The sequence below is a fragment of the Agromyces solani genome, assembly GCF_058349925.1.
Map to the genome: position 1 here is coordinate 623,666 of NZ_JBYRER010000003.1, position 12,612 is coordinate 636,277.

Annotated in this window: 10 protein-coding genes; 4 read left to right on the forward strand and 6 right to left on the reverse strand. The window is 71.3% G+C overall.

Features of this window, described 5'->3' with window-relative positions; all coding sequences use genetic code 11:
• Window positions 1–9: 9 nt before the first annotated feature.
• On the reverse strand, window positions 10–1,512 hold the full coding sequence (locus tag AC3RJ7_RS15250; protein ID WP_491456698.1) for a CoA-acylating methylmalonate-semialdehyde dehydrogenase: 1,503 nt from the start codon (window positions 1,510–1,512) through the stop codon (window positions 10–12).
• 13 nt (window positions 1,513–1,525) lie between these two features.
• Window positions 1,526–2,464 (reverse strand): NAD(P)-dependent oxidoreductase, encoded by a 939-nt coding sequence (locus AC3RJ7_RS15255; protein ID WP_491456699.1) that lies wholly within the window; start codon window positions 2,462–2,464, stop codon window positions 1,526–1,528.
• 145 nt (window positions 2,465–2,609) lie between these two features.
• Here AC3RJ7_RS15255 and AC3RJ7_RS15260 point away from each other — a divergent pair, with 145 nt between their 5' ends.
• Entirely contained in the window at window positions 2,610–3,506 is an 897-nt protein-coding gene (locus AC3RJ7_RS15260; RefSeq protein WP_491456700.1) for a LysR family transcriptional regulator, read from the forward strand.
• A 367-nt stretch (window positions 3,507–3,873) separates the two neighbouring features.
• On the opposite strand, the gene AC3RJ7_RS15265 is transcribed toward AC3RJ7_RS15260, so the two are convergent.
• The 3 genes from AC3RJ7_RS15265 to AC3RJ7_RS15275 all read right to left on the reverse strand — a co-directional run bounded on the left by AC3RJ7_RS15265 (window position 3,874) and on the right by AC3RJ7_RS15275 (window position 8,146).
• Window positions 3,874–5,271 carry an MFS transporter gene (locus AC3RJ7_RS15265; protein ID WP_491456701.1) on the reverse strand — a complete coding sequence of 466 codons (1,398 nt, stop codon included), beginning with the start codon at window positions 5,269–5,271 and terminating at the stop codon, window positions 3,874–3,876.
• Window positions 5,272–5,543: 272 nt separating this feature from the next.
• Complete coding sequence (locus tag AC3RJ7_RS15270) at window positions 5,544–7,154, reverse strand: FAD-dependent monooxygenase (protein ID WP_491456702.1); 1,611 nt, start codon at window positions 7,152–7,154, stop codon at window positions 5,544–5,546.
• Window positions 7,155–7,327: 173 nt separating this feature from the next.
• Window positions 7,328–8,146: a DNA/RNA non-specific endonuclease gene (locus AC3RJ7_RS15275; protein WP_491456703.1), complete on the reverse strand. Its 819-nt coding sequence runs from the start codon at window positions 8,144–8,146 to the stop codon at window positions 7,328–7,330.
• A gap of 88 nt (window positions 8,147–8,234) precedes the next feature.
• Between AC3RJ7_RS15275 and AC3RJ7_RS15280 the strand changes: the two genes are divergently transcribed.
• The gene (locus tag AC3RJ7_RS15280; RefSeq protein ID WP_491456704.1) at window positions 8,235–10,019 is read left to right on the forward strand and encodes a cation:proton antiporter; all 1,785 of its coding nucleotides are present in this window, start codon (window positions 8,235–8,237) and stop codon (window positions 10,017–10,019) included.
• A gap of 33 nt (window positions 10,020–10,052) precedes the next feature.
• On the opposite strand, the gene AC3RJ7_RS15285 is transcribed toward AC3RJ7_RS15280, so the two are convergent.
• Window positions 10,053–10,484, reverse strand: coding sequence for a pyridoxamine 5'-phosphate oxidase family protein (locus AC3RJ7_RS15285; RefSeq protein WP_491456705.1), 432 nt, complete (start codon window positions 10,482–10,484; stop codon window positions 10,053–10,055).
• A 176-nt stretch (window positions 10,485–10,660) separates the two neighbouring features.
• Between AC3RJ7_RS15285 and AC3RJ7_RS15290 the strand changes: the two genes are divergently transcribed.
• Together AC3RJ7_RS15290 and AC3RJ7_RS15295 are read left to right on the forward strand one after the other, a co-directional pair.
• On the forward strand, window positions 10,661–10,921 hold the full coding sequence (locus AC3RJ7_RS15290) for a hypothetical protein (RefSeq protein ID WP_491456706.1): 261 nt from the start codon (window positions 10,661–10,663) through the stop codon (window positions 10,919–10,921).
• A 96-nt stretch (window positions 10,922–11,017) separates the two neighbouring features.
• On the forward strand, window positions 11,018–12,610 hold the full coding sequence (locus tag AC3RJ7_RS15295) for an amino acid permease (RefSeq protein ID WP_491456707.1): 1,593 nt from the start codon (window positions 11,018–11,020) through the stop codon (window positions 12,608–12,610).
• Window positions 12,611–12,612 lie beyond the last annotated feature (2 nt).

Below are 12,612 nucleotides of genomic sequence, written 5' to 3' on the forward strand. Positions count from 1 at the left end.
CGGCCTGCGTCAGTGCGTCGGGAAGCCGAGGTCGATCTGCGACTCGCTCGGCTCGGGCCAGCGCGAGGTCACGACCTTGCGGCGCGTGTAGAAGTTGAAGCTCTCGGGCCCGTACATGTGGGTGTCGCCGAAGAGCGAGTCCTTCCAGCCGCCGAACGAGAATGCGCCGACCGGCACCGGGATCGGCACGTTGATGCCGACCATGCCGACCTCGATGTCGAACTCGAAGCTGCGCGCCGTCTTGCCGTCGCGGGTGAAGACGGCGACGCCGTTCGCGAAGCGGCTCGCGTTGATGAGCGCGACCGCCTCGTCGTAGCTGTCGACCCGCACGACCGAGAGCACCGGGCCGAAGATCTCCTCGTCGTAGACGCGCATGCCGGGCTCGACCCGGTCGACGAGCGATGCGCCGATGAAGAAGCCGTCGCCCTCGAAGCGGTGGTCGCGGCCGTCGACGACGACGGTCGCCCCCTCGCCCGCGGCCCCGTCGACGAAGCCGGCGACCCGGTCGCGCGCCTCGCGCGTGATCAGGGGGCCCATCTCCGAGGCGGGGTCGGTGCCGTCGCCGACGACGAGCCGCGACATCCGCTCGGTGATCTTCTCGATCAGCGGGTCGCCGACCTGCCCGACCGCGACGAGCACCGACACGGCCATGCACCGCTCGCCCGCCGAGCCGTACGCGGCCGAGATCGCGGCGTCGGCCGCTGCATCGAGGTCGGCGTCGGGCATGACGACCATGTGGTTCTTCGCCCCGCCGAGGGCCTGCACTCGCTTGCCGTTCTCGGCGGCGCGCGTGTAGATGTACCTCGCGATCGGGGTCGAGCCGACGAACGAGATCGCCTTGACGTCGGGGTGGTCGAGCAGCGCGTCGACGGCGACCTTGTCGCCGTGCACGACGTTGAGCACGCCGTCGGGCAGCCCAGCCTCGCGGAACGCCTCGGCGATCCAGACCGCCGCGGAGGGGTCGCGCTCGCTCGGCTTCAGGATGACGGCGTTGCCCGCGGCGATCGCGGTCGTGACCATCCACAGGGGCACCATCGCCGGGAAGTTGAACGGCGTGATGCACGCCACGACGCCGAGCGGCTGTCGCACCTGGTGCACGTCGATGCCGCGAGCGACCTGCTCGGCGTAGTCGCCCTTGAGGTGGTGCATGAGCCCGGCGCAGAACTCGACGTTCTCGAGTCCGCGGGCGACCTCGCCGAGGGCGTCGTCGACGGTCTTGCCGTGCTCGGCGGTGATGATGCGCGCGAGCTCGCCGCTGCGCGACTCGATGATCTCGCGCAGCTTGAACATCACGTGCGAGCGCTTGGCGAGGCCGGTGGCGCGCCAGGCCTTCTGGGCTTCGGATGCCGCGGCCACCGCCTCCGCGACGCGGAGGTCGTCGGCGAGCACCACCTCGGCGGTCTGCTCGCCGGTGGCGGGGTTGAAGACGGGGCTGCGCCGGGCATCGTCGTCGATGCGGTCGCCCGCGATGACGTGCGGGAGGGTCCGCACGGCGGTGAGGGTGTCGGTCATGGGGTCGTTCCTTTCAGCGTGCGCCGGCCGTGGCCGGTGCGGAGTCGGTGTAGCCCGCAACCACGCCGTCGGCGCGCACGAGCTTGGCGATGAGGCTGCAGTCCTTGCCGCCGAGGCCCTCGGCGATGAGCTCCTCGAACTGCTCGCGGGCGAGCCGGGCTGCGGGCAGCTTCAACCCCGCGGCATCCCCGGCGCCGAGCGCGAGCGAGACGTCCTTGAGGGCGAGGGTCGTCGCGAAGGTCGCGTCGAAGTTGCGGTTCGCGGCGGCCGAGTCGACGATGCCCGGCACCGGGTACCAGGTGCGCAGCGCCCACGAGTCGGCCGACGAGACGCGGGCGATGTCCCAGAAGACCTGCGGGTCGATGCCGAGGCTCGACGCGAGCTGCGAGCCCTCGGCCGCGGCGACGAGCGAGATGAACAGCATCATGTTGTTCGCGAGCTTCGCGGCGATGCCCTGCGTCGGTCCACCGACGACGAAGACGTTGCCGGCCATCGGCCGCACGAACTCGGCGGCGTCCGCGGCATCCGCTTCGGCGCCGCCGAGCATGAACGTGAGGGTGCCGGCCGCGGCACCCGAGATGCCGCCCGAGACCGGGGCGTCGACGAAGCGGAACCCGCGCTCGGCGGAGCCCTCGTGGCACCAGCGCGAGGTCTCGATGTCGACGGTCGAGCTGTCGAGCAGCAGGGCGGACTGCGGCGCGTTCGCCCAGACGCCGCCCTCGCCCTCGTAGACGGCGCGAACGTGGTCGCCCTTCGGCAGCATCGTGAAGACGGCCTCGGCGCCCGCGACCGCCTCGGCGGCGGATGCCGCGAGGCGCACGCCGCGCTCGGCGGCCGCGCGGCTCGCCCCCTCGTCGAGGTCGTACCCCACGACCTCGTGCCCCGCCTCGATGAGCCGGCCGGTCATCGGACCGCCCATGTTGCCCAGACCGATCCATGCGATCGTCGCCATCGTGTCCTCCTTGACTTCGACGTGTGTGGCGGCGCCTCCCCCAAGGCGCCGCGCTGAATCACCATAGAGTCGCGATGAACGCACATTCAACGCGATTCGACCGCGAATCTTGCACCATCGCTGTGCATTCATGCACGATGGTCGGATGACGACGCCGACCCACGACCCGAACCCCGAATGGCTCATGACCTTCCTGGCGGTCGCGCGCCTCGGCCGGTACACCGCGGCGGCGCAGGTGCTGGGCGTCAACCACTCGACGGTGTCGCGACGCATCGCCGCCCTCGAGAACGCGATGGGCGGGCGGGTGCTGATCCGTGCTGCCGGCGGCTGGGCGACGACCCCGCTCGGCGAGCGCGCGATGGCGGTGGCCGAGCGCATCGAGCTCGAGATGCGCTCGCTCGTCGAGGTCGACCAGCCGGGTCTCTCGGGGCTCGTGCGCATCGCCGCCCCCGACGCGTTCACCGCGCTGTACGCCGTGCCCGCGCTCGCGCCGCTGCAGATCGCGAACCCCGGCCTCTCGTTCGAGCTGCTCAGTGCGACGCAGCGCGTGCGGCAGAACCGGTCGGGGGTCGACATCGAGGTCGCGGTCGGGCGTCCCGACGTGCGCAAGGCGCTCGCGACGCCCGTGCTCGAGTACTCGCTCGCGCTGTTCGCGAGCGAGCAGTACCTCGTCGAACGGGGCGAGCCCCGCTCGATCGCCGAGATGGCCGGGCATCGGCTCAACTACTACATCGAGTCGGCGCTGCAGATCGACGAGCTCGACCTCGCCGTCGACGAGCTCCCGCCGACGCTGCCGAGCATGCGCTCGACCGGCGTGTTCGCCCACCTCGCCGCGACGGTCGCGGGCGCCGGCATCGGGCTCATGCCCGACTTCCTGGCGGCCCGGGAGCCGAGCCTCCGGCGGGTGCTCGCCGAGGAGTACGACCACCCCATCGCCTACTGGGCGGTCACCCGCGAGGAGAGCCTGCGCAACCCGGCGGTCGCGGCGTCGTTCCGTGCGCTCGTGGAGCACCGGCCCGAGTGGCGGGCCGCCGGCGGTTGACCCGGGCCGCCGACTGCGCCACCTCGGCACTCGCCGCGCCACTTCGGATGGCGCAGCGCGCGGGCACCAGGCGCAGAGAGACTCGCCGTCCCGCTCGAAGCCGCGCCTCCTTCGCGACCGAGCAACGCTGCGCACGTCGTGCCGCATCCGTCGGCGTGCGCCTGGTTCGGTCAGAGCGACAGTCCGCAAACGCGGCTATGCCAGTTCCGCCTCATCGATGAGGCGGAACTGGCATTGCCCTGAGCGGAACACGGACCGGGGACCGGCACTCACCGCCCCGAGCGACGAGGGCGGCGAGGCCGGCGCGAGCGGCGAGGCAGGCTCGAGCGACGAGGCAGGCTCGAGGGACGAGGCCGGACCGGGCGGCCTACGCCGAGGCCTTCACCGCTCCCGTCTCGGCGGCGACCCGCTCGCGGTCGGCTTCGTCGATCGAACGCAGCGAGATGCCGTTCGTCTCGCGCATCGCGGCGACCGCGATGAGCGTCACGCCCGCGGCGAGCGCGAGGTAGATCGCGACCGGCACCCACGAGCCGAAGCTCGAGAGCAGCATCGTCGCGATGATCGGAGCGAGCGAACCGGCGATGATCGACGTCACCTGGTAGCCGAGCGAGACGCCCGAGTATCGCATGCGCGTCGGGAACATCTCGGCCATGATGGCCGGCTGGCTCGCGTACATGAGCGCGTGGATGATGAGGCCGACGATGAGGACGGCGACGATGAGCCAGTCGTTCTTCGTGTCGAAGAGCGGGAAGGCGACGAAGCCCCACACCGCGCCGAGCGCCGCACCGGCGGCGTAGACCGGCTTGCGTCCGAGCTTGTCGCTGAATCGACCGACGACGGGGATCACGCAGAAGTGCACGACATGCGCGAACAGGATGAGCGTGAGGATCGTCGAGGTGTCCATCTGCAGGTGCGCCGACATGTAGGTGATCGAGAACGTCACGACGAGGTAGTACATGATGTTCTCGCCGAACCGCAGGCCCATCGCGGTGAAGACGCCGCGCGGGTAGCGCTTGAGCACCTCGACGACGCCGTAGCCCGACTTCTTCGCCGCCTCGGCCTCGGCCTGCGCCTCGACGAAGATCGGGGCGTCGGTGACCTTGGTGCGGATGTAGTAGCCGACCGCGACGATGACGACCGAGAGCCAGAAGCCCACGCGCCAGCCCCAGGTGAGGAACTGCTCCTCGGTGAGCGTGCGCGAGAGCACGAGCAGCACGACCGTGGCGAGCAGGTTGCCCGCGGGCACCGCCGCCTGCGGCCAGCTCGCCCAGAAGCCGCGCTGCTTGTCGGGCGAGTGCTCGGCCACCAGCAGCACGGCGCCGCCCCACTCGCCGCCGACCGCGAAGCCCTGGAAGAAGCGCAGGACGATGAGCAGGATGGGCGCCGCGTAGCCGATCTGGTCGAACGTCGGCAGGCAGCCCATGAGGAACGTCGTGACGCCGACGAGGATGATCGCGAGCTGCAGCAGCTTCTTGCGACCGTACTTGTCGCCGAAGTGGCCGAAGACGATGCCGCCGAGCGGGCGGGCGACGAAGCCGACGGCGTAGGTGAGGAACGCCTTGATGATGTTGTCGAGCGGGTTGTCGCTCGGCGGGAAGAAGATGACGTTGAAGACGAGCGTCGCCGCGGTGGCGTAGAGGAAGAACTCGTACCACTCGACGATGGTGCCGGCCATGGACGCGGCGACGACCTTGCGCAGGCCGGTGCGGACCGGAGTACCGGGGGGATTCGGGGACGTGCGGGGCGTCGAAGCGTCGACAGCCATATGGACTACCTCCTTGTAGTGTGGCCCGCGATCGGGGGTCGCGATGCAGGCGATTCTCACCGTGCATCGATGCGAGCGGCAAGCCCCGATCCCGCACACGAGGTGTGCGTTTCCGCACATCCCCTCGCCGGTCGAGGAGCGCGCGACGAAGGAGCACCCTCGCCGGTCGAGTAGCGCGCGACGAAGGAGCACCCTCGCCGGTCGAGTAGCGCGCGACGAAGGAGCACGCGTATCGAGACCCAGACACGTGGCCTCGATACGGCGCTTCGCGCCTACTCGACCGACGGTGACCGGAACAGCACGGCGCGCGCCGCATCGAGGTCGGCGCCGATCCCCGGCGCCCGCACCTCGGCCATGACGAACCCGTCGCGTCGGACGAGGTAGACCCGGTCGTGGCGCAGCCGAGGTCGGCCCCGCACGCCGCGATCGCTCGGGAACACGTGCGACTCGGCGACCCCGAGCTCGCGCGCGATGCGCAGCACGACCCGCTCGGGCACGCCGTAGCCGTGCACCTGCCATTGCATCGACCGCAGCACGTCGTGGTTGTCGCCCGTCCACGGCAGCCGCACCCCGACCACCGCCCCGTGCCGGCGTTCGTGCCGCGACCGGCGAGCCGCGCCGGCGCCGCCCGCGCCGCCGCCGCCCGAGTCATCCGGCACCGGGTACCTGATGCGCGTCTGCGAGAGGTACCCGAACACGCGGGGGCCAATCGCGAGCGGGAGCAGCCGCACCGCGACGGGGCCGATCGTCGGCAGCGCCCGCCCGCGCAGGAACCGTGCGAACCGCGACTCCGACGTGATCTCGCCGAAGAGTCGATCGGTCGTCGCGACGAGCGTCCTGCCCACCGGGCGCCGCTCGGCCTCGTAGCGGTCGAGCCGCGCATCGGGCATGCCGCCGAGGATGACGTCGGCGAGCGCGCACGCGAGGTTGTGCGCCTCCTGCAGTCCCGTGTTCATGCCCTGGGCCCCCACCGGCGAGTGGATGTGCGCCGCGTCGCCGACGACGAAGCACGGCCCCTCGCGGAACCGTGCGGCGAGCCGGTGATGCACGCGGTACGTCGTGAACCACGCGCTCTCGGCGTATCCGACGCCGAACTCCCGGTCGACGAGTTCGCGCATGCGCGCCTCGCGCAGGCTCCCGTCGGCTTCGAGGTCGGCGTCGCGCACGATGCCGAGCAGTCGCATCCGGGTGCCGCCCATCGGGAACGCGAGCAGGAAGTGCTCGGCCGTGAAGCGCAGGTTGACCGCGTCGCCGACGAGCCCCGTCACGTCGAGGGCATCGGCGATGTAGTACGTGTACTCGTTGGTGACGCCCTCGAACGCGATGCCGAGCGACTCGCGCACCCGCGAGTGCGCGCCGTCGGCGCCCACGCAGTACCGCGAGCGCACCGCGCGGCGGCCACCGCCCGTCGCGGCGAGTTCGGCGACGACCGTGGATGCCTCGGCGCTCGCGCCGCCCTCGACCTCGAGCCGCTCGAGCCGGTGCCCCCAGAGCACCTCGCGGCCGGCCGCGGCGAGCGCATCGACGAGCAGGCGCTCGTTGCGGCTCTGCTCGAAGACGGTGATGTCGGGGTAGGGGGTGATGCCGGCGCCGAGGCCCGGGAACTCGACCCTGCCGAACGCGCGGCGACCGGCCCCGGGGGCGATCGCCACGGCCGGGGCCCGCACGGCGAGCACGCGGTCGACGAGGCCGAGTTGGTCGTAGAGCTCCATCGATCGCGCCTGCACGCCGAGCGCGCGAGACTCGCGGGTGGGGCCGTCCTTGCCGTCGACGATGACGGCGTCGACGCCGAGCTTCGCCAGGGTGACGGCGAGCATGAGCCCGCTCGGTCCCGCGCCCACGATGAGCACGTCGGTCGTGATGGAGCCGCTCGCCGCTTCCATGCCTCCATCGTGGCACCATCGCCCGCCGGTCGAGTAGCGCGCGACGAAGGAGCACTCACTCGCCGGTCGAGTAACGCGCGACGAAGGAGCACTCCCCGGCCGGTCGAGTAGCGCGCGACGAAGGAGCGCGCGTATCGAGACCCCCGCCCGCGACCCCGATACGGCGCGTCGGCCTATTCGACCGACGGCGCGTGCAGCAGCACCTCGTCGAACGACTCGATTCGCCGCCAGCCGGCCGCGATCACGGTCGCCGGCAGCACGTCGGCCGCGACGAGCTCGGGCATCTCGAGGCCGGTCAGCGCCGAGACATCCGCCACGGGGACCTGGAAGGTGCGGAACGGCCCGAGCGGCGGCGCCGCGCCGACCACGGGTCGCGCCTCGGTCGTGTCGACGAGCGGCGCCTGGTCGACGACGAATGCGGTCGTGGCGAGTGCGCCGCGCGCGTTCCAGGCGGCGACCTTCCAGAAGCGGAGCGGCACTCGGATGCCCCGGTACTCGGGGTCGCCGGGCGCGAGCACCGGTGCGGTGAACACGCTCAACCGCTGCGCGGTCGCCTCTGCGTAGGCGAGCACGTGGTCCTCGAGGCCGAGCCAGAGCTCCTTCGACTGGTTGAAGCCCGACGCCTGCGGTGCGGCGTTCGGGTAGTGGAACGTGTCGGCGTTCGCCCGCGCCGCGACCGCATGGTCGCCCCAGACCGGGTCGCGACGGCGAACAAGATGCCCGCGATCGAGGTCGTTGTCGGCGTAGACCAGTGGACCCGCCTGCCAGTCGAGGGGCACCCGATCGTCGAACCGCCACTCGTCGCCACCGCGGTCGAGATCGACGAGCGCGCCCCCGTCGACGTTGACGCCCGTGACCCGGGCGAGCCGGCGCGCCGGGTCGAGCACGACCGCGAAGTGCACGTAATCGAGCTCGACGCACTCGGGGGCACTCGCGCCCGTCACCCGCGGCATCGGCGCCGGCACCCCCAGGAACGTCGCGTCGAAACCCATGGGGACAGCACATCACACGCGGGTGACATCGCAGGTTCGAGACGTCGCCCCGCTCCGCCACGACCCGCGACGGGGCCAGAATGGGCGAATGGACCTGCTGCTGGCCGGGGTGCTCGCCCTGCTCGCCATCGCCGCCGCCACCGCGTTCGGGCCGAGATTCGGCGTGGCCGCTCCCCTGCTGCTGACGCTGCTCGGCCTCGGGATCAGCCTGCTCCCCATCGTGCCCGCGTTCGAGGTCGACCCCGAGTGGATCCTCGCGGGCGTGCTGCCGCCGCTCCTCTACTCGGCGGCCGTGTCGATGCCGACGATGGAGTTCCGCCGCGACTTCTCGACGATCGGCGGGCTGTCGGTCGTGCTCGTGGTCATCACGTCGGTGCTGCTCGGCCTGCTGTTCGCGTGGCTCATCCCCGACCTCGGCATCGCGGGCGGCATCGCGCTCGGCGCGATCGTGAGCCCCACCGACGCGGTCGCGACCTCGATCGTCAAGCGCCTCGGCGTCTCACCGCGCGTCGTCGCCCTGCTCGAGGGCGAGAGCCTGCTCAACGACGCGTCGGCGCTCGTGCTGCTGCGCGCCGCGATCGCGGGCATCGCGGCAACGGTCTCGTTGTGGTCGGTGTTCGGCTCGTTCGTGTACGCGGTCGTCGTGGCGGTGATCATCGGCGCGGCGGTCGGCTGGCTCAACCTGCGCGTGCGGGCCCGGGTGTCGAACCCGACGGTCAACACGGTGATCTCGTTCACGATGCCGTTCATCGCGTCGCTGCCGGCCGAGCGGTTCGGGGCCTCGGGCCTCGTCGCGGCCGTCGTCGCGGGCATCGTGACGGGCCGCGGTGCGGCGAAGTTCCTGAGCCCGCAGCACCGCCTCTCGGACGTGCAGAACTGGCGCACGGTCGAGCTCGTGCTCGAGGGTGCGGTCTTCCTCGTCATGGGCCTCGAACTGACCGCGATCGTCGACGACGTCGAGGCATCCCATGCCGGCGCCTGGCACGCCGCCGGGCTCGCGGCCGTCGCCCTCGTCGCGACCGTGCTGATCCGGGCCGCGTACGTGGCCTCGCTGTTCGGCGGCCTCGCCCGGCGCGCGAAACGGGCCGAGCGGATCAGGTCGGTGCTCGACGATCGGGCGAAGGGCATTCCGTCGACGACGCCCGAGTTCGAACGTCGACGCGCCGAGGTCGAGGCCCGGCGCGCGAAGCGGGCACGCCGGGGCGGCCCCGAGCCGACGCCCGCGCAGACCGAGCGGTTCCGCTCGCTGTTCCGCCGGAGGGTCGCCGACATCGACTACTACCTCGACGAGCGGCTCGGGTGGCGCGAGGGCGCGATCGTCGTGTGGGCGGGCATGCGCGGCGTCGTCACGCTCGCGGCGGCACAGACGCTGCCGAGCGACACCCCGAGCCGGTCGCTGCTCGTCTTCATCGCGTTCCTCGTCGCGGTCGGCTCGCTGCTCGTGCAGGGCGGCACGCTGCCGTGGCTCGTGGGACGGCTCGTGCCCGCCCGCGACACGAGCGCCGACGCCGCCGAGCGGCGCGAGCTCGCCGGGGTGCTCCGCAGGGCCGCGATGACGGAGCTCGAAGGCTCCGACGACCCGGCGATCCGCGCGGTCGCCGAGAAGATGCGCACGGCCTGGCAGCTCTCGATGGACGAGGGCGAGACGACGAGCGAGACGGATGCCTCGGGCGAGACGCCGCCCGAGGCATCCCCGCGTCGGGTGGATCCCGAACAGGTGCGCCGCCTTCGCCTGCGCATGATCGAGGCGGAGCGCGACGCCCTGCTCGACGCACGTGACGAGGGCCGGTTCAGCGCGGCCGCGCTGAACGCCGCGCTCGAAGGGCTCGACGCCGAACAGATCAGCCTCGAGATCCGCGGCGTTGAGGGGTGAAGCGCCGCACCTCCGACGGCGTCGGCGCTCGAATCAGCGTTCCCCGCCCACCCCTGGCGGCAGCACGAAGGCGCGGCCCTGGATGTCGCGCGGGCTGATCCGCACCCAGCGATCCTTGCGGCCGGGCGCCCACGTCGTGATGCCGAGGCGTTCGACCACCTCGATCTCCCGCTCCTGCTCGATTCGACCGGCACGGCCTTTCACGACGACGCTGAACGCCTCGCCGTTCTCGACCCCGTCGACCTCGAAGAGCACGTCGTGCTCGAGGGTCATCGCGAGCAGCTTCGTGCCCGGCGCGGTTCGGAACACGATGCTGTGCCGATCGACGCCGTGGTTCACGGGGAAGAGGTCCATCTCGCCCCCGGCGTACGTGCCGACCCGGCCGTACGCGGCCTGTTCGATGCGTTCCCAGCACTCGGCCGACCGCATCTCCCGCATCGGCGGGCGTTCGTCCTCGTCGGTCATCTCGCCCTCCCTCCCCGCCGAAGCGATCTCCGGCGGAGCCTGCGGCCTGTCTACCCCCGGGCGAGGCCGTCGTCAACGCCTGCGCGAATGGTGGGACGAACCCGCGTCATGATCGGCGCCACGGTGCATCTCTTCGGGTAGAGCCATCAGTTCTGCCGTCAGGAAGGGGAAGCGCCATGGCCCACCACCTCGAATTCGTGTTCGGACCGCTCGGCGAGGAGACCCGCCTGGCCTGCGCGTGCGCGCGCGGCGGCAACCACCTGCGCCCGAACTCCGAGTCGCGTATCGCCGACGAGTTCGACGGCGAGCTCGTCGCGGCGGCCGCCGCGGCGCTTCCGCCCCGTTCGCAGCGGGTGAGGTCGCGCCGGCACGTGCAGCACCGCACGCGGTTCACGTTCGTACCGGCGCCGACCTCGCGCGCGCGCCACGCGGCCTGACCCTCGCGCCGCCTCCCGCCCCGCGCGTATCGTGTGAGCAAGCCGAGTCGCGCGCCGGTGCCGTCCCTGCACCGCCGTCCCGGCGAAGGGGGAACGATGACGACCCAGCAGACGCCGGATCACATTCCGGACCACGACCCGGCCGACGACTTCGAGAACTACCGGGAGCGCATCGGCGACGAGATGCTCGCCGTGCAGGACTTCTCGAACGAGGAGCACGGCTACCACAAGACGCTGAAGCCGCGGCAGATCCAGATGATCGCGATCGGCGGCGCGATCGGCACGGGCCTCTTCATGGGCGCCGGCGGGCGGCTCAACAGCTCGGGCCCGTCGCTCCTGATCGTGTACGCGGTCTGCGGGTTCTTCGCGTTCCTGATCCTGCGCGCGCTCGGCGAACTGGTGCTGCACCGGCCCTCGTCGGGCTCGTTCGTCTCGTATGCGCGCGAGTTCTACGGCGAGAAGATGGCCTACACGGCGGGTTGGCTCTACTTCCTGAACTGGGCGTTCACCTCGATCGTGGATGTCACGGCGGCGGCGCTGTACGTGAAGTTCTGGGGCCAGTACTTCCCGGCGCTCGAGGCGATCCCGCAGTGGGTGATCGCGCTCGTCGCGCTCATCGTGGTGCTGTCGCTGAACCTCGTCTCGGTGAAGATGTTCGGCGAGATGGAGTTCTGGTTCGCGCTCATCAAGGTCGCCGCCCTCATCGCCTTCCTCATCATCGGCGTGATCTTCATCGTGTTCATCGGGCAGACCGACGTCGGCCCGACGGGGTTCAGCGTGATCTCCGACAACGGCGGCTGGTTCCCCAACGGCGCGATCGCGCCCATCCTCGCGATCTCGGGCGTCGTGTTCGCGTACGCGGCGATCGAGCTCGTGGGCACCGCCGCCGGCGAGACCGCCGAGCCGCGCAAGGTGATGCCGAAGGCGGTCAACACGGTCGTCATGCGCATCGCGGTGTTCTACCTCGGCTCGATCCTGCTGCTCTCGCTGCTGCTGCCCTACTTCGTCTACGAGGCCGACGAATCGCCCTTCGTGACGTTCTTCTCGCACATCGGCTCGCCCGAAGCCGGCGCGATCTCGGCCTCGGTGATGAACTTCGTCGTGCTCACCGCGGCACTGTCGTCGCTCAACGCGGGCCTCTACTCGACCGGTCGTATTCTGCGCTCGATGGCGGTCAACGGCTCGGCCCCCCGCTTCACCGAACGAATGAGCAAGAGCGGCGTGCCCTACGGCGGCATCCTGCTCACCGCGGTCATCACGCTCTTCGGCGTCGGACTCAACGCGGTCGTGCCGTCGGAGGCGTTCGAGATCGTGCTCGAGGTCGCGGCGATCGGCATCATCGGCGGCTGGGCGACGATCATCCTCTGCCAGATGAAGCTCGCCTCGTGGGCGAAGCAGGGGCGCCTCGAGCGGCCGTCGTTCCGGCTGTGGGGCGCACCCTGGACGGGCTACCTCACGCTCGCGTTCCTCGCGTTCGTGCTCGTCACGATGGCCTTCTCGCCGACCGGGCGGTGGGTGCTCCTCTGCAGCCTCGCGCTCATCCCGCTGCTCATCATCGGCTGGTTCTCGTTCCGGAAGCGCATCGCGGCCGCCGCACTCGAGCGCGAAGGGCACACCGGCGCGTTCCCCGTCGTCGCCGAGCGGCCGGCCGTCGACAACCCGCCGAAGTTCGGCAGCAAGGACGAGTAGCG